Origin of the sequence: Sphingomonas sp. NPDC092440 (genome assembly GCF_044754985.1) — a bacterium.
GTDB lineage: Bacteria > Pseudomonadota > Alphaproteobacteria > Sphingomonadales > Sphingomonadaceae > Sphingomonas.
The window spans coordinates 272,860-293,145 of record NZ_JBIVQA010000004.1; the positions used below are offsets into that span (position 1 = coordinate 272,860).

Sequence of the window (20,286 nt, forward strand, 5' to 3'; positions counted from 1 at the left end):
CCCCATGGCGCGGCGGGAACAGCCTGCACCCGCACGGCCTCCGATGCCAGTGCCGCCATCCGGGCGAGCGGTCACCAGATCTCGACCACCGCCTCGAACGGCGCGCCGCCGCCGCGACTATGGTCGCCGCGGAAGCGGAGGCGGACGGGAACGATGCTCTCGCCGCGATATTCGGGCAGAACCTCGAGGCTGTCGATCAGGTCCTGCTCGACCAGGCGGCCGAGCATGCCGATGAAATGACGACGCGCCGCCTCGGCCGCGGGGGAGAGATAGCCGATATCGTCCGGGCCGCCGGGGAAAGGGCGGATCGCGACCAGCCGCCCCTCGCGGACGAGCCGGTGCGCCGCCGCATCGCTGGTGACCGCCGAGAAATCCGGCGCGCACGCCATTCGCTCCTGCGCCACGGCTGGGGGAACGAGCCCGCCGAAGAGGAGCAACGCTCCCGCCCATCGTTTCCCGCCCCGCGCCATGACCTCTCCCCGATGCGAACGGTGGGGGAAATAGCGCCCAATGCATCGGGAATGGACACAGGCTCATCCGTTCCGGAGATGATTCCGCCCCGGGCGGAAACCTGGTCAGGCCCGGGTGAAGTCCATCGTCCAGTTGGTCTCCCAGGTCGCGCCGCCGTCCGGCGAAAGGGCCTGCTCCCAGCGCGGGGCAGCGCCGTCGGTCCCCAGCCAGAGGAAGCGCAGGCGGACGGGACGGCCGTCCAGCACGTCGTCGGCATGGAAGCGGCCGACGCCATCCTCGAACGCGCCGATCACCGGCACGTCGAGCCGATGGGGCGCCCGGCCGTCGAGCCACCAGATCGCCCAGCTGGCGCTCCCCGGATCATAGGAGCGCAGCGCCACCGCGCGATACGTCCCGCCGGGCAGATGGAGCAGATTGTCCTCGATATTGCCGTTGCCGCCGAGCAGCGGGCGCTGCTCGCTGGTGCCGGTGAATTCCTTCCAGCTGGTGCAGCCCGCCAGCCGCGCGGTGAGCCGGCGATGCCGGACGTGCCAGCGGCCCTGCTGGAAATCGAAATCGCGGCAAGGTTCGGCGTGGTTCACGGACATTCCTCCTGCGGGGACGGCGCAACCCTAGCACAGCCCCCGCAGAGTTGGAACATATAAGGAACGACTCCGCTAGTCGTGCTCGCGCCCGCCCGCGCCCATATAGAGCTCGCTGCCGGTTTCCTTGAAGACCTGGCTCATCGCGGCCATGCCCGCCTCGGCATCTTCCGCCGCCAGGAAGCCCTGGACCGGCGCATTCTGCTTCGCGGCGAAGTCGCGCACTTCCTGGGTGATCTTCATCGAGCAGAATTTCGGGCCGCACATCGAGCAGAAATGCGCGGTCTTGGCGCCTTCGGCCGGCAGCGTCTGGTCGTGATACTGCTCGGCCGTGTCGGGATCGAGCGACAGGTTGAACTGGTCGCGCCAGCGGAACTCGAAGCGGGCGCGGCTCAGCGCATCGTCGCGGACCTTGGCGGCGGGATGGCCCTTGGCGAGATCGGCGGCATGGGCGGCGAGCTTGTACGTCACCACGCCGACCTTCACGTCGTCGCGGTCCGGCAGGCCCAGATGCTCCTTGGGCGTGACGTAGCAGAGCATCGCCGTGCCGTACCAACCGATCATCGCGGCGCCGATGCCGCTGGTGATATGGTCATAGCCCGGCGCGATATCGGTGGTGAGCGGCCCGAGCGTGTAGAAGGGCGCCTCGCCGCACGCTTCGAGCTGCTTGTCCATATTCTCCTTGATCTTGTGCATCGGCACATGGCCGGGGCCCTCGATCATCACCTGCACGTCCTGCGCCCAGGCCCGCTTGGTCAGCTCGCCCAGCGTGTAGAGCTCGGCGAACTGGGCTTCGTCATTGGCGTCGGCGATCGAGCCGGGGCGCAGGCCGTCGCCCAGCGAATAGGCGATGTCATACGCCTTCATGATCTCGGTGATCTCGTCGAACTTCTCGTAGAGGAAGCTCTCCTTGTGGTGCGCGAGGCACCATTTCGCCATGATCGAGCCGCCGCGGCTGACGATGCCGGTGACGCGCTTCGCCGTGAGCGGCACATAGGGCAGGCGGACGCCGGCATGGATGGTGAAATAGTCGACGCCCTGCTCGGCCTGCTCGATCAGCGTGTCGCGGAAGATCTCCCAGGTCAGGTCCTCGGCGATGCCGCCGACCTTCTCCAGCGCCTGGTAGATCGGCACGGTGCCCACGGGGACCGGCGCATTGCGCAGGATCCATTCGCGCGTGTCGTGGATGTTGCGGCCGGTCGACAGGTCCATGATCGTGTCGGCGCCCCAGCGGATCGCCCAGACCATCTTGTCCACTTCCTGCGCGACGTTCGAGGCGACGGCCGAGTTGCCGATATTGGCGTTGATCTTGACCAGGAAGTTGCGGCCGATCGCCATCGGCTCCGATTCCGGGTGGTTGATGTTGTTCGGGATGATCGCGCGGCCGCGCGCCACTTCGTCGCGGACGAATTCGGGAGTCACGTAATCGGGGATGGCGGCGCCCCAGCCCTGGCCGTCGCGCACATATTCCTTCAGGCGCTCGCGACCGAGATTCTCGCGCTCGGCGACATATTCCATCTCGGGCGTGACGATGCCCTTCCGGGCATAGTGCATCTGCGAGACGTTCATGCCCGGCCTGGCCCGCAGCACCTGCTTGCGGACGTTCGGGAAGGGCTGGACGCCGCCCGAGCGATCGGGGCCGAGCTGGCCGTTATCCTCGGGCCGGACCTCGCGCTGCGGCACTTCCACCACATCGTCGCGCCCGCGGATCCAGTCGCGGCGCAGCTCGGGCAGGCCGGCCATGATGTCGATACGGGCGTCGGGATCGGTATAGGGGCCGGAAGTGTCGTAGACGCGGACCGGCGGCTCGCCCGAGCCGGGCTCGAGATGGATCTCGCGCATCGCGACCTTCAGCGGGCCGACATGGATCTTCTTCGAACCGCGGATCGCGCCGGTGGTGACGGCCAATGCGCTGCCCGCGAGGGCGAGTTCGGTCTTGGCGGGCCCTTCGACGCCGCCTGCGGCGTTGTTCAGAACAAGCATGTCGGCCATTCGTCTTCTCCATGACGGGAGAGGACGGTCTTCGGGTAAAGGCCGCTCCCTCCCTACGCCGGTCTCAACCGGATCAGGTTCAGCGGGTCTTGGCTTCAGCCAACTCTCAACCGCTCAGGCGCGGTCCCCCGGGGATGGCCGAGTCTTAGGCGCTCGGGCCGGCAAGGTCCAGCGATGCTTCAGAAGCTGTAGGCAATGCCGATGCTGCCCAGCCACTGGCCGCGCGCGCCGGCGGTGCTGACGATCGGCGAATCGCCGAAATCGCCGATCAGCCGGCGATAGGTGGCGCCGCCGACGAGCTGGAGGCCATGGGTGAGGTCGCCGCCGAGCGACACCGCGCCGCCCAGGCCCGCGGTCCAGTCCTTCCAGCCGCCCCTGGGGTTCCACACGGCCAGGCCGCTGGCGGCCGCGCCGGCGGGAGTCACGCCGAAATAGGTGGTGGCATAGCCCTTCTCCACGCGGGTCGCGGAGAGGAACAGCCCGACCATCGCCTTGCGGCTGAGCGGAGTCATGTAGGTGATCGAGGGATTGAACACGCCCGCCCTGGAGACCCCGGCCACGTCGTGGCGATAGGAGGCACGGAAGGCGATCCGGTCATAGTCGCTGGTGAACACCCCGGTCTTGGCGACGCCGACGAAGCCGCCGACCTCGATCGCCGCGTCGAGCTTGCCCAGCGCCCGGATCCGCGGATCCGCGATGGCGCCGATGCTGGTGCGGTTGAAGTTGACGTTGATCGTGGGGCCGGCCTGGAAGTCGAGGCCGCTGGCCGAACGATCTGGAATGAGGTCGACGCTCAGCCGGGTGCCGGCAAGCTCGAAGCCGAACCCCGAAAGCTTGCCGACGGCGAACGGCACGGGGGCGAAGCGATAGTCGTTCGAGCCCTCATAATCGGGCAGCACCGCCGCGCCGACGCCGATCATCGCGAAATCGCCCCTATCGCGCGTGGCGGGGGGCATTTCGTCCTGAGCCAGGGCAGGCACGGCGGCGAGGCAGAGCGCCGCGAGGAGCGCGGCACGGTGGATACGCATGAACTGGGTTTCCCGGATGTTGCAGCTGCGAAACGCCGCCCGCGCGAACCCGGTTCCTCCGGCCGGCGGCAAATCAGGACCGATCGCGGCCTTTGGGCGGTCCGGGCGGCGCGAAGCCGCCGAGCCCGGCATCGGTGCCGCACAGCCGGTCCCAATGGCGGAAATAGAGGCCGAAATTGCGGTTGTAGCGCTCGTGATGGCGCTGGTGGTGGCTGGCAGTGATCAGCCAGGCGCCGAGCGGCCCGCGCCAGACCCAGCGCGGCCAGATCTCCCAGCCCAGATGGTTGGTGACGCCCATCACCGTCATGATCGCCAGCACCAGCCCCAGCGCGCCGACATGGACGGGAATGAGGAAGACCAGCGCCGGGATCACCACCGCGCCGGTGATCGCCTCGAGCGGATGGAAGCTCATCGCCGCCCAGGCGGTGGGCGGCCGGCTGGCATGATGGACGGCATGCATGCGGCGGAAGAGCGCGGGCCGGTGCATCCAGCGATGCGTCCAGTAGAACCAGGCATCGTGCGCGAGGAGATAGAGCAGCACCGAGACGGGGAGATACCAGAGCGGAAGGGCATGGACATCGGCATAGATCCGCGTCCAGCCGCGATGAGCCCAGCCCCAGGCGACGACACCCGCCGGGACCCCGTAGATGGCGGCGCTCGCCAGGCTCCAGGCGATCTCGCGGCGGATCTGCCCGTCGAGGCCGTGATAGAGGCCGGGATGCCGCAGCCGCGTCGCCAGCGCGAAGCCGCCGCTCGCCAGCACATAGCGGACCCCGACGATCAGCGTCATCGCCAGCGCGGAGAGGAGGGTGGCGAGCAGCATCAGAGCTTCCCGGCCAGCCCCGCCGGATCATAGTCGAGCCCGTTGCCGATCGCATCGATCGCGGGGAGCGTGGTGCCGGGCAGCCGCGTCCAGCGTACCGTTTCCGCATCGCTGTCGATCCTGCCATGCGCGATCCGCACCTTGCGGGTGAGATAGTTGACGCTGAGCGACGAAGTCTCGCCGCTGTTGCGCTGGGTGTTTCGGGCGTCGAATCCGATCAGCCGCAGCGCACCCTCACGCCAGCGCAGAGTGAAGACGGTGCGCCCCATGCCCCATCCGCCCGCGCTCATGAACCGGCCGAGCGTGACCACGACATTGCCGCGTGCGATGGCGATCCCGCCGCCCGTCTCGCCATCGAACCAGTCCTCGGCGCAGGCATTGTCGCGGCGCGGCACCAGATCGTGATTCTGTACGACGAGGCGATAGCCGCCCTCCGGCCGCGCGAGCGCGACGCCGAGGATGCGCGGATTGGTGTCGAGCGTATCGCCGCAAAGGCCGTCATCGTTCTTCCGGACATTGGCGGGGTCCGTCATGTGGAGCACGAAGGCGAGATCAGGCCGGCCATCGCCGTCGAGATCGCCGGTCACCGCGCTTTCCAATGTCCAGCCGCGCGGCACGAAGCCCCGGGCGCCCACGGCTTCAGCCGCGAGCACCGGATAGCTGACCGCCGGCACATTGTCCTGCGGAACGGGCATGGCGAATGGCATGGGTCGCTCCTTACCCCAGTTTCGCGCGGATCGACATGTTCCGCTCCGCCGCGCCGGATGCGTAACAAATCCTGCCCGTTTTTTAGGCACGCCTTCGCAACTGCACAAAAATTTACCGCCAGGTAACATTTGATTACGCGGAAACCCGCAGAATCGTGGGATTCTTGCTCTTGGCACGCCGCTTGCTGCTGCACCTCTCGGGATAACCGCCAACGAGGGGGCGACATGAAACTCATCATCGCCATCATAAAACCGTTCAAGCTGGACGAGGTTCGCGAGGCGCTCACGGGCGTGGGAGTCGCGGGCATGACCGTGTCGGAGGTCAAGGGGTTCGGCCGCCAGAAGGGCCAGACCGAAATCTATCGCGGCGCGGAATACAGCACCAACATGGTGCCCAAGATCAAGATCGAGGTCGTGGTGGGCGCCGACCTGGCCGATCGCGCCGTCGAAGCGATCCAGGCCGCCGCCAGCACCGGCGCGATCGGCGATGGCAAGATTTTCGTCCTCGATGTCGGCCAGGCCGTGCGCATCCGCACGGGCGAGACCGACGAGACGGCGCTGTGAAGATGGGGGTCCAGATGAAACTAGCGATGAAGATTGCCGCGGGAGCGGGGCTCGGCGCCCTGTTCGCCGCCGTGCCCGCGCTCGCGCAGGCGCCCGCCGCCGCCCCGGTGGTGCCGACCGACGCGATGGTCAACAAGGGCGACGTCAGCTGGATGCTCGTCTCGGCCGCGCTGGTGCTGATGATGTCGGTGCCCGGCCTGGCGCTCTTCTATGGCGGCCTGGTCCGCACCAAGAACATGCTCTCGGTGCTGATGCAGGTGCTCACCATCGTCTGCGTCGCCGGCCTGCTCTGGGTGACCATCGGCTATTCGATGGCCTTCACCAATGGCGGCGCGCTCAACCTGTTCGTCGGCGGCTTCTCCAAGGCGCTGATGCAGGGCGTCGATGCCAACACCTTCGCCGCCACCTTCTCGAACGGCGTCTATCTGCCCGAGACGACCTTCGTCGTCTTCCAGATGACCTTCGCGATGATCACGCCCGCGCTGATCGTCGGCGCCTTTGCCGAGCGGGTGAAGTTCACGCCGCTGATCCTCTTCGTCGTCGCCTGGTCGATCCTGGTCTATTATCCGATGGCCCACATGGTCTGGTACTGGCCGGGTCCGGACTTCACCGCCGGCCTGCCCGACGACCATGGCTTCCTGTGGGGCAAGGGCGCGCTCGACTTTGCGGGCGGCACCGTGGTGCACATCAATGCGGGCATCGCCGGCCTGGTCGGCTGCCTCGTGATCGGCAAGCGCGTGGGCTACAAGAGCGAGCCGATGCCGCCGCATTCGCTGACCATGACGATGATCGGCGCCTCGCTGCTCTGGGTGGGCTGGTTCGGCTTCAACGCCGGCTCGAACCTGGAGGCGAACAAGTTCGCCTCGCTCGCCTTCATCAACACCATGGTCGCCACCGCCGCGGCGGGCGCGATGTGGGCGATCATCGAGCAGGTGGTGCACGGCAAGCCGTCGCTGCTCGGCGCCGCCTCGGGCGTCGTCGCCGGCCTGGTCGCCATCACCCCGGCCGCAGGCTTCGCCGCCCCGATGACGTCGGTGGTGCTCGGCGCGGTCGCCTCGGTCGGCTGCTTCTTCTTCGTCACCACGGTGAAGAACGCGCTGAAATATGACGACACGCTCGACGTGTTCGGCGTGCACTGCATCGGCGGCATCATCGGCGCGATCGGCACCGGCATCGTCGCCGATCCGGCGCTGGGCGGCCAGGGCTTCATGGACTTCACCGTGATCCCGGCAGTGGCCGGCAAGTATGACATGGCCAGCCAGCTCTGGGTGCAGACCCAGGGCGTGCTGACCACGCTGGCCCTGTCGGGCGGCGTGTCGCTGGTCCTGTTCCTGCTGCTCAAGTTCACGATCGGCATCCGCCCGAGCAAGGAAGTCGAGGTGGAAGGCCTGGACATCAATGCCCATGGCGAGCGTGCCTACAACTACTGACGAGATCGGGCGCCGCGCAGGCCTCTCCTGCGGGCGCGGCGCCCAACCGAGGTTCCTCCTGCGGACGACTTGGGCCGGTGGTTTCGACCATCGGCCCTCTTTTCATCTTCTTCATTCCTCCCCGAACTCGGCTCGGGGAGGGGGACCATCGCGAAGCGATGGTGGAGGGGCTGGCGCGGGAGCGCCGATGCCCGGCGCCCCCCTCCGCCACGACGCGATGCGTCGCGGTCCCCCTCCCCCAGCGAGCTGGGGGAGGAACTAGATCGCCAGATCCTCCTCGATGAACCGGGCGCAGCGCTCGCCGATCACCATGGTCGGCGCGTTGGTGTTGCCGCCGATCAGGCGCGGCATGATCGAGGCATCGGCGATGTAGAGCCCCTCCACGCCCCGGACCTTGAGCCGCGGCGTCACCACCGCCCCTTCGTCCGAGCCCATGCGCGCGGTGCCGACGGGGTGGTAGATCGTGTCCGCCCGGGCCCGGATCAGCCGCTCGAGCGCGGCATCGTCGGCCAGATCGATCGGATAGCGATCGCGCCCCTTATACTGCGCCAGCTCCGGCGCTTCGAGGATGCGGTACATGGTCCGCACACCCTGCTTGAGCAGCGCCAGGTCGCGCGGATCCCCCAGGAAATCGGGATCGATCAGCGGCGCCACGCGCGGATCGAGCGACTGGAGGCGCACGGTGCCGCGGCTCTCGGGCCGCAGCACACAGGCATGGCAGCTGAAGCCATGCGCCGGCACCGGGGTGCGGCCATGATCCTCGACGATGGCGATCAGGAAATGGAGCTGGAGATCGGGCCGCGCCAGCGCGGGATCGCTGCGAAGAAAGGCCCCGGCCTCGGCATAGGGGCTGGTCATCCCGCCCTTGCGGGTGAGCATCCAGCGCGCCATCGATGCCAGCGATTTCAGCTTGCCCATGCCCGAGCTGCCGAGGAAATAGCTGCCCGGCGTCTCGAAGGCGGCGACATAGTCGAGATGGTCCTGGAGATTGCCGCCCACCGCGGGCCGGTCGATCCGCACCGACAGGCCCATCTCGCGCAGATGCTCGCCGGGGCCGATGCCCGAGAGCATCAGCAGCTGCGGCGTCTGGAAGGTGCCGGCGGCGAGCACCACCGCGCGCCGGGCCCGGATCTCACGCGCCACGCCGTCGCGCTGATAGGCGACACCCCATATCCGGCCGTCCTCGAACAGCACGCGCTCCACGCTGGCCTCGGTGATGATCTCCAGCGTCTCGCGGCGCTCGAGATAGGCGCGCGCGGCGCTCCACCGCTCGCCGTTGCGCTGCGTCACCTGGTAGAGGCCGGCGCCCGACTGGTGCGCGCCGTTGAAATCATCGTTGCGCGGGATCTGCAGCGCGCCGGCGGCTTCGATGAACGCCTCGCTGCCGCCATGCGCATAGAGCTGGTCGCTTACCCAGAGCGGGCCGCTGTCGCCATGGAAAGCATCGGCACCACGGACATTGTGCTCCGCGCGGCGGAACCAGGGGAGCATCTCGTCCCAGCCCCAGCCGGGGCAGCCAAGGTCGCGCCATTCGTCATAGTCCCGGGCATGGCCGCGGACATAGAGCATCGCGTTGATCGCGCTCGACCCGCCCAGCCCCTTGCCGCGCGGCTGATAGCCGCGCCGGCCGTTGAGCCCGCGCTGCGGCACCGTTTCGAACGCCCAGTTGGTCGCCGGGCCCTGGAACGGAAGCATGCCGGGCATGCGCGTCTTGATGCCGGCATTGCGGCCGCCGGCCTCGAGCACCGCGACGCTGTACCTGCCGCCTTCGCTCAGGCGGCCTGCGACGGCGCTTCCGCCCGATCCTCCACCGATGACGACGATGTCGGCTGCTTCCACGCGATCCCCCGCTGCTGCCGCGCTTCCCAGCGCGCCTTGATGGTCTCGGATGTATCGCGGCTGCCGTCATGGCTCCAGCCCGGCGGCGCGATCATGTACAGGATTCGGGACTTCAGGTCCGGCGCGGCCCATACGTCCTTCGCGATGCCCGCCCATTCGTGGAACGCGGCCCAGAACAGGCTGAAGCTGCCGAGATCCTTGACGATGCCGTAGCGCGGCTTCTCGTCCTCCCGCTCCGCCTCGAACGTGCCGAGCAGCCGGTCCCAGACGATGAAGACGCCGGCATAATTCTTGTCGAGATAGCGCGGATTGGTGGCGTGATGGACCCGGTGGTGCGACGGGGTGTTCATCACTGCCTCGAACCAGCGCGGCATCCGGCCGATCACCTCGGTATGGATCCAGAACTGGTAGATCAGGTTCAGCCCGGCGCAGAAGAAGATCATCAGCGGATGGAAGCCGATCAGGAACAGCGGCAGGCGGAAGAGGAAGCTCAGGCTGACAAAGCCGGTCCAGGTCTGCCGCAGCGCGGTCGACAGGTTATAGTGCTGGCTGGAATGGTGGATGACATGGCTCGCCCAGAACCAGCGGACGCGGTGCCCGGTACGATGCGCGAAATAATAAGCGAGATCGTCGAGCACAAAGGCGACCAGGAACCAGTACCAGGCGAAGCCGATGGTGAAGAAGCGGAACTGATAGACCCACATCGAGATGGCGAAGACCAGCCCGGCGGTAAGCGCGCTGGAGACCGTGCTGCCGAAGCCGAGCAGCAGCGAGGTGAGCGTGTCCCGCGGGCAGTAGCGCTGCCGGTCGCGCGTCCGCGCGATCAGCATCTCGACGACGATCAGCGCCACGAAGCCGGGAATGGCATAGTTCACCGGATCGAAGAGCAGCGGCATCGCGGGCATCGGCCTTGTTTACCGCAATGTCAGTAGCGAGTCACGCCGCGCTGCGGCATGGAAAGCGGGCGGGATCACAGCGCGGTCACGCCCTTGAGCACCACCGTGCCGAATCGCGCATCCCCGCTGTCGAGGGCGAGCCCGTCGGGCGCGGGCGTGCCGGCGAGCGGTGCCCGCAGGTGCCGCGCCGCGATGCGGGCGCCATGGATCTTGAGCAGCGCGGCGTCACCCGCGCCGCCCCGCACCAGCGCTGCCTTGCCATCGCTGCCGATCACCACCGCGCCGCCTTCGAAACCAGGGATCATTGCCTCCGCCGCCGCGCGCGCCTCCTCGGCGCTGCCGATGCGCGCACCGCCGAGCCCGAGCAGCCGGGCGAGCAGAGCGAGCACCAGCACCGCGACGATCGAGCCGCCGAAGATGGCCAGCTGCGTCACGCCCGGCCGGACAGCTGGTCCAGCAGCGGGCGGATGCCCGACAGGTCGTAACCGGCCTGGGCGGCCTTGGCAGTGATTTCCGCCGGATCGCCGCCCCGCGCCGCCTCGGCCAGCGCCCAGAGGTTGCACGAGCGGGTGCCCGAGCGGCAATAGGCGAGCACCGGCCCCGAAGCCTCCGCCAGGGCCGCCGCCATCGCCTCGACCTGGGCGGAGGAGAAGCCGGCATGAGTGACGGGAATCGCGGCATAGCCGAGCCCGGCCGCCGCCGCCGCGGCGCGGATCGCCTCGCCCTCGGGCTGGCCGCTCTCTTCCTCGTCGGGGCGGTTGTTGATCACATAGGTGAAGCCCTGCTCGGCGAGGAAGGCGATGTCCTCGGCCGCGATCTGGGGAGCAACCGAGATATTGTCGTCGACGCGGCGCGGGCTGGTCATTGCTTCTCCACCTTCTGGGTTTCCGTGATCGGCTGGTTGGCGGCCCAGGCGGCGATCCGGCGCTCGGCCGCGGTGATGCCCTTGAGCACTTCCTCGGTGGCGGGGGCCTGGCAGCCCATGTCATAGCTCAGGCTCGCATCGTCCCAGCGGACCGTTCCGTAATATTGGTCGGTGATGCGATCGCCGCAGTCGAGCTCGCTCTCCGCCTGCGCCTCGCCCAGGGCAAGCAGCTTGCGGATCTCGGCGAAGCCGGCGCTGCCGGCGGAGAAGCGCCGCGTCACCAGCCGCTCGGGCTTGTACGTATCGGGCTCGGCCACGGTGTAGCTGCCCTTGCCCGCCCCGTCGATCGTCCAGCGCGAGACCAGGTGGCCCCAGCTGTTGCGGTCCATCGCGATGGTCGCAGGCACGGGCATGGTCGGGACCCGCGCGCGCTGCGGCGCGCAGGCGGCGAGCAGGACCAGGGCGGCGAGCAGGATCGTCTTCATGCGGCCTCGCGGATCACTTGCAGGAAGGCGTCACCATAGGCGTCGAGCTTGCGCGCGCCAACGCCCGAGATGTTGCCCATCGCGGCGATACTGTCGGGCTTGAGCATGGCCATGTCGCGCAGCACCGAATCATGGAAGATCACATAGGGCGGCAGGCCGGTCTCCTGGGCGATCTCGCGGCGCTTGGCGCGCAGCGCCTCGAACAGCGGGTTGCCGACCGGATTGGGGGCACCGGACTTGCCGCCGCGCCGCTTGCGCTCGCGCTTGGGGGGCAGCACCAGCGCCACCGTGGCGCCGCCCTTGAGGATCGAGCGCGCCTCGGGCCCGAATTCCAGCCCGCCATGCTCGTTGGCGCGCAGCGCGTCGCGCAGCAGCAGCGCGCGGGCGACCGGCTTGATCAGCGCCGCCTCCTCGCCGTCGACGATGCCGAAGACGGAGAGGTTCTCGTGCCCGTTCGTCAGGCTGCGCTCGCTCGACTGGCCCAGCAGGATGCTCTCGATATAGCCGGTGCCGAACAGCATGCCGGTGCGGAACACCGCCGAGAGGAATTTCTGCGCCGTCACCGTGGCGTCGATCGCGGCGGGCGGGCTCAGGCAATTGTCGCAATTGCCGCACTGCTCCGCCGGTTCCTCGCCGAAATGGCGCAGCAGGATGCGGCGCCGGCAAGTCGCGGTCTCGACCAGCGCGCCGAGCGCCGTCAGCCGGGCACGCTCGCCGGGCTGGCGCTGGGGCTCGACTTCGCCGATCCGCTGGCGGGCACGGGCGAAATCATCGGCGCCCCAGAAGAGATGCGCGACCGCCGGATCGCCGTCGCGGCCGGCGCGGCCGGTCTCCTGATAATAGGCCTCGATCGACTTGGGCAGGCCGGCATGGGCGACGAAGCGCACGTCCGGCTTGTCGATCCCCATGCCGAAGGCGACGGTGGCGACGATCACCATCTCCTCCGAGGCGACGAACGCGGCCTGATTGCGGCGGCGGACCGCGGGATCGAGCCCGGCATGATAGGGCAGCACCGGCCGGCCGGTCTCCGCCGCCAGCTTCTCGGCCAGCTTCTCCACCCCGGCGCGGGTCTGGGCATAGACGATGCCGGGGCCGGGCGTCTCCGCGATCAGGTCGATCACCTGCCGCGTCGTGTTCTCGCGCGGGGTGATCGCATAGCGGATGTTGGGCCGGTCGAAGCCGGCGACGATCAGCCCCTCCTGCGGCAGCCCGAGCTGCTCGAGGATGTCGGCGCGGGTATGCGCATCCGCCGTGGCGGTGAGCGCGAGGCGCGGCACCTCCGGAAAGCGATCGAGCAGCGGGCGGAGCAGGCGGTAATCGGGGCGGAAGTCATGCCCCCATTCGGAGACGCAATGCGCCTCGTCGATCGCGAACAGGCTGAGCTTCGCCTGGGTGAGCAGGTTGCGGAAGCCTTCGCCCGAGGCACGCTCGGGCGCGATGTAGAGCAGGTCGAGCTGGCCGGCGCGGAAGCGCTCGATCGTCTCGGCGCGGTTGTCGTCGACCGATGTGAGCGTCGCGGCGCGGATGCCCACCGCTTCGGCGGCGCGGAGCTGGTCGTGCATCAGCGCGATCAGCGGGCTGACGACGACGCAGGTGCCCTCGAGCATCACCGAGGGCAGCTGATAGGTGAGCGACTTGCCCGCGCCGGTGGGCATCACTGCCAGGGTGCGCTCGCCGGCGAGGACCCGGGCCACGACCTGCTCCTGCACGCCGCGGAAAGCGTCGAAGCCGAAGACCCGGCGGAGCGTATCGGTGGGGACCATCGCGCCCGGTTAGCGGGCGAGGGCCGGGTAAGTCGAGGCTATTCGCAGCGTGGCTTGCCGCCGTCATACCTCTCGAGCGCGATCGCGCTCAGCTCGATCTTCTCGATCGCATAGGGCCAGTTCTCGAACCCGCGCTTGCCGGGCAGCACGGTGCAGACGTCGGTGGGGGTGGCCTTGCCCTTCACCGTGATCCTGGCGCGATAGGCGATCGCCTGGTCATAGCCGTTCTCGAGCACGAGCAGGGTCGCCTTGCCGCCGCCGATGGCCATGAACTTGGCGACGAAGCGGTCGGGCGCGATCGCCTCGGGCTGGGGCAGGCCGTCGCCGCTCACCGTGGCCGAATTGGCACCCATCGCGTCGGGGAACAGGTTCGCTTCGAACTGCTTGACCACCGCCGCCTCGAACGGCGTGAGACTGGCCTTCGTGCGGGTGGCGACGGGCGCGGGCCCCGGACTGGTGACCGAGGCGCCCTCACCCGGGGCGAGCGTGACGCTTTGTGCCGCCGCCGGCACCGCAGCCATCACCATCGCCGCCGCCGGAATCCAGATCGCGTTGCGCATGCCATCCCCCCTTCGATGCGCTGTGACTATCCGCCGAAGGGAGGAGAGCGGCAAGCGCGGTTTGCACCGACACGGGATCCTTTGCGCACACGAATGGGAACGGAAGCGTATCGCCCACAATTTTTCGCCCGGCCGAGCTTCCCCCCGACCCCGCCATCGGCCAAAGCGGATGCGATGACGGTGCGTGTGGACATGGGGGTGGACGGCAAGGGCGATGCCGTTGCCATGGATCTCGAGGAGCTGCTGGCGACACGATTGCTCGTCCAGGGCAATTCGGGGTCCGGCAAGTCGCATCTGCTGCGCCGGCTGCTCGAGCGGAGTGCCGGCCATGTCCAGCAGGTGGTGATCGATCCCGAGGGCGATTTCGTCACGCTCGGCGACAAATATGGCCATATCGCCATCGAGGCCGCCGATTATTCGGAGCGCGAGATCGCCCGCTTCGCCACCCGGATTCGCGAGCATCGCGCGTCGGTGGTGCTCAGCCTGGAAGGGCTGGAGGCCGAGGGGCAGATGAAATGCGCCGCCGCCTTCCTCAACGCGATGTTCGATGCGCCCCGCGACCATTGGTACCCCGCGCTGGTGGTGGTCGACGAAGCCCAGCTGTTCGCGCCTGCAGGCGGCGGCGAGGTGGCGGAGGACGTGCGCCGCGCCTCGCTCTCGGCGATGACCAACCTGATGTGCCGCGGGCGCAAGCGCGGCCTGGCGGGCGTGATCGCCACCCAGCGCCTCGCCAAGCTGGCCAAGAACGTGGCGGCCGAAGCCTCGAACTTCCTGATGGGCCGCACCTTCCTCGACATCGACATGGCGCGCGCCGCCGACCTGCTCGGCATGGAACGGCGCCAGGCGGAGGCGATCCGCGATCTCGCGCGCGGTCATTTCCTGGCGCTCGGCCCCGCCGTGTCGCGCCGGCCGATCTCGGTGCAGATCGGCGCGGTGGAGACCAGCGCGCGCAGCGGCAGCCCCAAGCTCACGCCGTTGCCCGAGGCGCCCTCGGCGGAACTCAAGGACCTGCTCCTTGCCCCCGCCGAGCCCGAATGGACACCTCCCGCTCCGCCGGCACCGGCACAGGCGCCGCAGCTCGCCTCGGACCGGCTGCTCGAGGCGCTCGCCCGCTCGGTGCCGGCGCGCGAGGAAATCCCCGAGGTCGATCCCGAGGAAGCCGCCGCCAAGATCGCCGACGTGCTGCGCGACATCGTCGCCGATGCCGAGAGCGCCTATCGCTCGCCTGCGGTGCTCTATCAGGATTTCCTGGTGCGCTGCCGGATGGTGGGTCTGGCCCGGCCTCCGCTCGACCTTTCCGCCTTCGTCCGCCGGCTCTCCGCCGCGCGTGCCGGCATCCATGGCGATCCGGACGCGGAATGGGCGCAGGCGCTCGACGCGGCGCGCGCCCTGCCCGACGACATGCTCGGCCCGTTCCTGCTCGTCGCCCGCGCGGCGCGCGAAGGCGCCCCCTGCCCGAGCGACACCGAGATCGCCGCCACCTATGGCACCAGCTCGCTCGGCCGCGTGCGCCGGCTGCTGCAATATATCGAGAGCCGCGAGCTGTTCGTGACGCGCACCGACCTTTCGGGCAAGCGCTCGATCACGATTCCGCGGCTCGGCTGGACCACCCAGCCGGCGGAGATCGGCGGCTAAGGCCCGGATCAGAGCCCGCGCAGCCAGGCCTCGGTCGCGTCGACATGCGTGACCGGCAGCATATGGCCGCCTTCGATGATCTCGACCCGGCCGTTCCGCACGTCCGCAGCGGTCTTGCGCCCGTGCAGCTCGGGATCGAGCAGCGCGTCCTCCCGGCCATATAGGATCGCAACCGGCACGGCGATCTCGCCATAGCGCGGCGCCTGAGCCTTCATCGCGGCGGGCCCCATCTCGATCTCGTAACAGCCCATCTGGAAGCTCGCCGGACGGATGGCGAGCGCGCCGCCGGCCCGGATCGCGAAATCCTCGGGCACCGGATCGGGCGCGAAGACGGCCGCCGTCTTCGCCTTGCCGGTGCGCATCGCGAGCGGCACCGCGATCGTCCAGGCGATCAGCGGGCGAAGCGGGCCCGGCACCCGCAGCCCCGCGAGCGGCGCGGGCGGCACGTCGATCGGCTGGGTATAGGGCGCGATCAGCCCGAGGCCGCGCACCGCGCCGGGATGCCGCAGCGCCAGCGCCAGGCTCACCGCCCCACCCATCGAATGGCCGACGAGCAGGGGCTTCTCCAGCCCCAGCGCCAGGATCGCGGCGGCGACGGCATCGGCCTGGCCGGGAATGTCGAGCCGCGGCCCGGTTAGCGTGGAATAGCCCCAGCCGGGGCGGTCCATCACGATCACCCGGCGATCCGTCGCCAGCCGGCCGGCCAGCGCATAGGTGAAGACGCGCAGCTGGCTCAGGATGCCGTGGATCATCACGATGGCGGGCGCGTCGGCCGGCCCGGTCTCCACATAATGGATCCGCACGCCCGGCACCTCGACCTGCCTGCCGTCCATCGGCACCCAGCGCTCGACGCCGCGCGAGACATAGCCCGACCAGAGGACCAGTGCGGCGATCACCACCGCCAGCGCAACCAGGAACCCAATCATCGCCCCTCCTATTCGGCGGGGACTTCCTCTCCGCCCTCGGCCGCGCGCTCCTGCGCCTGCCGCGCCCACATCTCGGCATAGAGACCGTTCTTGCGCAAGAGCCGGGCGTGCGTGCCCTGCTCGGCGACGCGGCCGGCCTCGAGCACGATGATCCGGTCGGCATGGACCACGGTCGAGAGGCGATGGGCGATGACGATGGTGGTGCGGCCATGCTCGATCGCCTCCAGCGTCGCCTGGATGTCCGCCTCGGTCCGGCTGTCGAGCGCGCTCGTCGCCTCGTCGAGGATCAGGATCGGCGGATTCTTGACCAGCGTCCGCGCGATGGCGACGCGCTGCTTCTCGCCGCCCGAGAGCTTGAGCCCGCGCTCGCCGACCCGAGTCTCGAAGCCGGCGGGCAGCGACTGGATGAAGCCGGCGATCGCCGCCCCCCGCGCCGCGGACGCGATCTCGTCGTCGCTCGCGCCTTCGCGGCCATAGGCGATGTTGTAACCGATCGTGTCGTTGAACAGCACCGTGTCCTGCGGAACGATGCCGATGCTTCCGCGCAGCGTGGTCTGGGTGACGTCGCGAATGTCCTGCCCGTCGATGGTGATGCGGCCGCCGGTCACATCGTAGAAGCGGTACATCAGCCGCGCCAGCGTCGACTTGCCCGCACCCGAAGGGCCGACCACCGCGACCGTGGCGCCGGCCGGGATGTCCAGATCGATGCCCTTCAGTATCTCGCGTTCGGGATCATAGCCGAAATGCACGCCCTCGAACCGGACATGGCCGGCGCTGACGACCAGCGGCGTGGCGCCCGGCGCATCCTTCACTTCGGCGGCGCTGTCGAGCAGGTCGAACATGCTGCCCATGTCGATCACGCCCTGCCTGATGGTGCGATAGACCCAGCCGAGCATGTCGAGCGGGCGGAAGAGCTGCGACAGCAGCGTCGAGACCAGCACCACATCGCCCGCGGTGAACTTGCCGCTGCTCCAGCCGAACACCACCAGCGCCATGCCCGCGCCGAGCATGAAGTTGGTGATCAGCGCCTGGCCGATGTTGAGCCAGGCGAGGCTGTTCTCGCTGGTGGTCGCCGCGCGGGCATAGGCGGTGACGGCATTCTCGTAGCGCCGCGCCTCGCGCGCCTCGGCGTTGAAATATTTCACCGTCTCGAAGTTGAGCAGCGAATCGACCGCATGGGCGACGGCGCCGGTGTCGAGGTCGTTCATCTTCTCGCGCAGCTTGGAGCGCCAGTCGGTCACCCAGCGCGTGAAGGCGATGTAGAGCACCACCATCACCAGGGTGCCGACGACCAGCCACACCCCGTAGCGGGTCCAGAAGATGCCTATGACCAGGGCGAGCTCGAGGATCGTGGGTGCGATGTTGAACAGCAGGAAATAGAGCATCGTGTCGATGCTCTTGGTGCCGCGCTCGACCACCTTGGTGATCGCGCCGGTGCGCCGCTCGAGATGGAAGCGCAGGCTCAGCTGATGCAGGTGGCGGAACACGTCCGAGGCAAGCCGGCGCGTCGCGTCCTGCCCCACTTTCTCGAACACCGCGTTGCGCAGATTGTCGAACAGGACGGTGCCGAAGCGCGCGGCGGCATAGCCGGCCACCAGCGCCACGACGAGCCACACCGCATCGCGCGAACCGCCCGCCATCCGGTCGATCGCGCCCTGCAGCGCGAAGGGCGCGCCATAGACCTGGACCAGCTTCGACACGACGACCAGGCCGAGCGCGAAGACGATGCGCGCCCGCAGGCCGGGCGCGTCCTTGGGCCACAGATAGGGGAGGAAACGCCGCAGCGTGGCGAGCATCGGGCGCTCGCCGGCGGGTGTATCGGGATTGGAAGCCATCGCCGCCAAATCTGGGGCGCTCGGCGCCGGGATGCAACGGTTGGCCGTCCCGCTGGTTGTCAGCCCCGGAAAGGAAAGCGCGATGGACCAGGTCTTCTACCTGCTGGCGATCCTGGGGTGCGGCGACGACACGCTCGATTGCCGCCAGGCGCGGATCGAGCCGGCACGCTACACCAGCCATGCCAGCTGCCAGGAAGCGATGGCCGATGCGCTGCGGCGCAACGCCGATCTGGATTTCCCGGTGATCGCCGGCATCTGCCGGCGCCAGACGCCCGAAACGGCGCGCCAGGCGGCCCCCCGGACGGACGGCAGGGGCCGCTAGCAGGCCGCCATTCTAGCGCGGGCGCGTCCAGAGCGCGGGATCGCGCGCCGCCGCAGGACGGAGATCCCGGCGACGGAGCGCCTGCCACCCGGCGCGGGCGATCCAGCCGATCTTCTCGAAGCCGGAAGTGGCGATGCGGCGATCCCAGGCATGCTCGCCGCGCTCGGCGACCTTCCTCGCGATATCGCCATAGATGCCGGCGGCGGCGAGCACCGCCCAGGCCGAGCGAAAGCCCAGCGCCGGCGTGCCCCCCCGCGCGCTCGCGGCATAGTCGGCGGCCCGGCCGCTGAGCCGGCCGGCAAGCACCGCAAGGCGCTGGCGAAAGGGCGGCTTCATGTGCTGGCCGGGCGGGATATCCATCTCGGCCAGCCAGTCCTGCGGCAGGTAGCAGCGACCCATCCGGTCGTCCGCCGCGACGTCGCGGGCGATATTGGCGAGCTGGAAGGCGATGCCGAGGTCGCAGGCCCGGTCGAGCGTCGCCTCGTCCTCGGGCGAGACGCCCATGATCACCGCCATCAGGCAGCCGACCGCGCCGGCGACGTGATAGGCATAGCGATACAGGTCGTCCTCATGGCGCGGCACCCACGCCGCCGCATCGAGCGCGAAGCCCTCGACCACGTCCCGGACAAAGCGGTGCGGCAGCTTCGCCTCGGCAGCGACGATGCGCAACGCATCGAAGGCGGGATCGCCCACCCGCTCCCCGGCGAGCGCCGCCTCGGTGAGCAGCCGGATACGCGCCAGCCCGGCTGCGGCATCCGCCGCCCGCGCTTCGCCGCCATGGTCCTGCCCGTCGGCAAGGTCGTCACAGGCGCGGCACCAGGCATAGAGCAGCCAGGCCCGCTCGCGCGTCTCGCGCTCGAACAGCCGGCTGGCGGCGGCGAAGCTCCGCGAGCCCCGCGCGATCGCTTCCTGCGCGGTCGCGACGATCGCGGCCCGCCCAGGAAGCGGATAGCTCACAGATCGCCGCGCCGCATCTGGACGATCGTTTCCACCGGCTTGGCCGCGATCATCTTGTCGAGCAGCCCCTCGAGCGTGTCGTCGACGATCAGCATGTTCTGGTGCTGCGGGCGGACGAAGCCGACCTTGCCCATATGCTGCCAGAACTCGACCAGCTTGTCATAATAGCCGGCGATGTTGAGCAGGCCGACCGGATCGGTGTGATAGCCGAGCTGGGCCCAGCTGAGCGCTTCCCACAGCTCGTCCATCGTGCCCGTGCCGCCCGGCAAGTTGATGAAGCCGTCGGCGATGTCGGTGAAGCGCGCCTTGCGCTCGTGCATGGTGGCGACGACGTGGAGCTCGGTGCAGCCGCGATGCGCGACTTCGGCATTGACCAGCAGCTCGGGGATCACCCCGATCACTTCGCCGCCGGCCTCCAGCGCCGCATCGGCGACCGCGCCCATCAGGCCGAGCCGGCCGCCGCCATAGACGATGCCGATATCGCGCTGCGCCAGCGTGCGGCCGACATGGCGCGCGGCCTCGATATAGACGGGATCGGCCGGGCTGGCCGAACCGCAATAGACTGCGACGCGCTTCATCTGATCTTCCCGATAGCCATGATTCGCCC

General features: G+C 69.0%; 21 protein-coding genes and 1 riboswitch. Of the genes, 4 read left to right on the forward strand and 17 right to left on the reverse strand.

Annotated elements, in window-relative coordinates; genetic code table 11:
* Positions 1–71: 71 nt before the first annotated feature.
* From ACIQCS_RS09095 to ACIQCS_RS09120, 6 genes are all read right to left on the reverse strand, one after another.
* A complete protein-coding gene (locus tag ACIQCS_RS09095; RefSeq protein ID WP_294050149.1) occupies positions 72–389 on the reverse strand; it encodes a hypothetical protein in 318 nt (105 codons plus the stop codon).
* 186 nt (positions 390–575) lie between these two features.
* A complete protein-coding gene (locus ACIQCS_RS09100) occupies positions 576–1,052 on the reverse strand; it encodes a DUF1579 domain-containing protein (protein WP_345849560.1) in 477 nt (158 codons plus the stop codon).
* 75 nt (positions 1,053–1,127) lie between these two features.
* Positions 1,128–2,960 (reverse strand): phosphomethylpyrimidine synthase ThiC, encoded by a 1,833-nt coding sequence (thiC, locus tag ACIQCS_RS09105; RefSeq protein WP_345852038.1) that lies wholly within the window; start codon positions 2,958–2,960, stop codon positions 1,128–1,130.
* 117 nt (positions 2,961–3,077) lie between these two features.
* Positions 3,078–3,185, reverse strand: a riboswitch (TPP riboswitch).
* A gap of 38 nt (positions 3,186–3,223) precedes the next feature.
* Positions 3,224–4,072 (reverse strand): MipA/OmpV family protein, encoded by an 849-nt coding sequence (locus ACIQCS_RS09110; protein ID WP_345849559.1) that lies wholly within the window; start codon positions 4,070–4,072, stop codon positions 3,224–3,226.
* Positions 4,073–4,145: 73 nt separating this feature from the next.
* Complete coding sequence (locus ACIQCS_RS09115) at positions 4,146–4,895, reverse strand: sterol desaturase family protein (protein ID WP_345849558.1); 750 nt, start codon at positions 4,893–4,895, stop codon at positions 4,146–4,148.
* Positions 4,895–5,602: a hypothetical protein gene (locus tag ACIQCS_RS09120; RefSeq protein WP_345849557.1), complete on the reverse strand. Its 708-nt coding sequence runs from the start codon at positions 5,600–5,602 to the stop codon at positions 4,895–4,897. Before ACIQCS_RS09120 ends, ACIQCS_RS09115 begins: the two co-directional genes overlap by 1 nt.
* A gap of 225 nt (positions 5,603–5,827) precedes the next feature.
* On the opposite strand from ACIQCS_RS09120, the gene ACIQCS_RS09125 reads away from it, so the two are divergent.
* Both ACIQCS_RS09125 and ACIQCS_RS09130 read left to right on the forward strand, forming a co-directional pair.
* Positions 5,828–6,166: a P-II family nitrogen regulator gene (locus ACIQCS_RS09125; protein WP_086127851.1), complete on the forward strand. Its 339-nt coding sequence runs from the start codon at positions 5,828–5,830 to the stop codon at positions 6,164–6,166.
* A 14-nt stretch (positions 6,167–6,180) separates the two neighbouring features.
* Positions 6,181–7,596, forward strand: a complete 1,416-nt coding sequence (locus ACIQCS_RS09130) for an ammonium transporter (protein WP_401530634.1) — start codon at positions 6,181–6,183, stop codon at positions 7,594–7,596.
* A 258-nt stretch (positions 7,597–7,854) separates the two neighbouring features.
* Here ACIQCS_RS09130 and ACIQCS_RS09135 read toward each other — a convergent pair whose 3' ends face one another.
* From ACIQCS_RS09135 to ACIQCS_RS09165, 7 genes are all read right to left on the reverse strand, one after another.
* Positions 7,855–9,435, reverse strand: a complete 1,581-nt coding sequence (locus ACIQCS_RS09135) for an FAD-dependent oxidoreductase (RefSeq protein WP_345849555.1) — start codon at positions 9,433–9,435, stop codon at positions 7,855–7,857.
* Positions 9,369–10,340 carry a sterol desaturase family protein gene (locus ACIQCS_RS09140; protein ID WP_401530637.1) on the reverse strand — a complete coding sequence of 324 codons (972 nt, stop codon included), beginning with the start codon at positions 10,338–10,340 and terminating at the stop codon, positions 9,369–9,371. Before ACIQCS_RS09140 ends, ACIQCS_RS09135 begins: the two co-directional genes overlap by 67 nt.
* 65 nt (positions 10,341–10,405) lie before the next feature.
* Positions 10,406–10,765 (reverse strand): hypothetical protein, encoded by a 360-nt coding sequence (locus ACIQCS_RS09145; RefSeq protein ID WP_345849554.1) that lies wholly within the window; start codon positions 10,763–10,765, stop codon positions 10,406–10,408.
* Entirely contained in the window at positions 10,762–11,196 is a 435-nt protein-coding gene (locus ACIQCS_RS09150) for a TIGR01244 family sulfur transferase (protein ID WP_345849553.1), read from the reverse strand. Before ACIQCS_RS09150 ends, ACIQCS_RS09145 begins: the two co-directional genes overlap by 4 nt.
* On the reverse strand, positions 11,193–11,681 hold the full coding sequence (locus tag ACIQCS_RS09155) for a hypothetical protein (protein WP_345849552.1): 489 nt from the start codon (positions 11,679–11,681) through the stop codon (positions 11,193–11,195). Before ACIQCS_RS09155 ends, ACIQCS_RS09150 begins: the two co-directional genes overlap by 4 nt.
* A complete protein-coding gene (gene recQ, locus ACIQCS_RS09160) occupies positions 11,678–13,444 on the reverse strand; it encodes a DNA helicase RecQ (protein WP_345849551.1) in 1,767 nt (588 codons plus the stop codon). Before recQ ends, ACIQCS_RS09155 begins: the two co-directional genes overlap by 4 nt.
* Positions 13,445–13,482: 38 nt before the next feature.
* Positions 13,483–14,004: a hypothetical protein gene (locus ACIQCS_RS09165; protein WP_345849550.1), complete on the reverse strand. Its 522-nt coding sequence runs from the start codon at positions 14,002–14,004 to the stop codon at positions 13,483–13,485.
* 174 nt (positions 14,005–14,178) lie between these two features.
* On the opposite strand from ACIQCS_RS09165, the gene ACIQCS_RS09170 reads away from it, so the two are divergent.
* Positions 14,179–15,639, forward strand: a complete 1,461-nt coding sequence (locus ACIQCS_RS09170; RefSeq protein ID WP_345849549.1) for an ATP-binding protein — start codon at positions 14,179–14,181, stop codon at positions 15,637–15,639.
* A gap of 8 nt (positions 15,640–15,647) precedes the next feature.
* Here ACIQCS_RS09170 and ACIQCS_RS09175 read toward each other — a convergent pair whose 3' ends face one another.
* Entirely contained in the window at positions 15,648–16,565 is a 918-nt protein-coding gene (locus tag ACIQCS_RS09175) for an alpha/beta hydrolase (protein WP_345849548.1), read from the reverse strand.
* 8 nt (positions 16,566–16,573) lie between these two features.
* Positions 16,574–18,400, reverse strand: a complete 1,827-nt coding sequence (locus tag ACIQCS_RS09180) for an ABC transporter ATP-binding protein/permease (RefSeq protein ID WP_345849547.1) — start codon at positions 18,398–18,400, stop codon at positions 16,574–16,576.
* A gap of 82 nt (positions 18,401–18,482) precedes the next feature.
* Between ACIQCS_RS09180 and ACIQCS_RS09185 the strand changes: the two genes are divergently transcribed.
* Complete coding sequence (locus ACIQCS_RS09185) at positions 18,483–18,722, forward strand: hypothetical protein (RefSeq protein WP_345849546.1); 240 nt, start codon at positions 18,483–18,485, stop codon at positions 18,720–18,722.
* Between the two features lie 12 nt (positions 18,723–18,734).
* Here ACIQCS_RS09185 and ACIQCS_RS09190 read toward each other — a convergent pair whose 3' ends face one another.
* The gene (locus ACIQCS_RS09190) at positions 18,735–19,679 is read right to left on the reverse strand and encodes a phytoene/squalene synthase family protein (protein ID WP_345849545.1); all 945 of its coding nucleotides are present in this window, start codon (positions 19,677–19,679) and stop codon (positions 18,735–18,737) included.
* Complete coding sequence (locus ACIQCS_RS09195) at positions 19,676–20,257, reverse strand: TIGR00730 family Rossman fold protein (protein ID WP_345849544.1); 582 nt, start codon at positions 20,255–20,257, stop codon at positions 19,676–19,678. Before ACIQCS_RS09195 ends, ACIQCS_RS09190 begins: the two co-directional genes overlap by 4 nt.
* Positions 20,258–20,286 lie beyond the last annotated feature (29 nt).

Coding starts and splice junctions, on each gene's coding strand:
- ACIQCS_RS09095 (WP_294050149.1), bottom strand. CDS start 389: ATGGCGTGCGCGCCGGATTTCTCGGCGGTCACCAGCGATGCGGCGGCG.
- ACIQCS_RS09110 (WP_345849559.1), bottom strand. CDS start 4,072: ATGCGTATCCACCGTGCCGCGCTCCTCGCGGCGCTCTGCCTCGCCGCC.
- ACIQCS_RS09115 (WP_345849558.1), bottom strand. CDS start 4,895: ATGCTGCTCGCCACCCTCCTCTCCGCGCTGGCGATGACGCTGATCGTC.
- ACIQCS_RS09120 (WP_345849557.1), bottom strand. CDS start 5,602: ATGCCATTCGCCATGCCCGTTCCGCAGGACAATGTGCCGGCGGTCAGC.
- ACIQCS_RS09125 (WP_086127851.1), top strand. CDS start 5,828: ATGAAACTCATCATCGCCATCATAAAACCGTTCAAGCTGGACGAGGTT.
- ACIQCS_RS09130 (WP_401530634.1), top strand. CDS start 6,181: ATGAAACTAGCGATGAAGATTGCCGCGGGAGCGGGGCTCGGCGCCCTG.
- ACIQCS_RS09140 (WP_401530637.1), bottom strand. CDS start 10,340: ATGCCCGCGATGCCGCTGCTCTTCGATCCGGTGAACTATGCCATTCCC.
- ACIQCS_RS09150 (WP_345849553.1), bottom strand. CDS start 11,196: ATGACCAGCCCGCGCCGCGTCGACGACAATATCTCGGTTGCTCCCCAG.
- ACIQCS_RS09155 (WP_345849552.1), bottom strand. CDS start 11,681: ATGAAGACGATCCTGCTCGCCGCCCTGGTCCTGCTCGCCGCCTGCGCG.
- recQ (WP_345849551.1), bottom strand. CDS start 13,444: ATGGTCCCCACCGATACGCTCCGCCGGGTCTTCGGCTTCGACGCTTTC.
- ACIQCS_RS09165 (WP_345849550.1), bottom strand. CDS start 14,004: ATGCGCAACGCGATCTGGATTCCGGCGGCGGCGATGGTGATGGCTGCG.
- ACIQCS_RS09170 (WP_345849549.1), top strand. CDS start 14,179: ATGACGGTGCGTGTGGACATGGGGGTGGACGGCAAGGGCGATGCCGTT.
- ACIQCS_RS09175 (WP_345849548.1), bottom strand. CDS start 16,565: ATGATTGGGTTCCTGGTTGCGCTGGCGGTGGTGATCGCCGCACTGGTC.
- ACIQCS_RS09180 (WP_345849547.1), bottom strand. CDS start 18,400: ATGGCTTCCAATCCCGATACACCCGCCGGCGAGCGCCCGATGCTCGCC.
- ACIQCS_RS09185 (WP_345849546.1), top strand. CDS start 18,483: ATGGACCAGGTCTTCTACCTGCTGGCGATCCTGGGGTGCGGCGACGAC.
- ACIQCS_RS09195 (WP_345849544.1), bottom strand. CDS start 20,257: ATGAAGCGCGTCGCAGTCTATTGCGGTTCGGCCAGCCCGGCCGATCCC.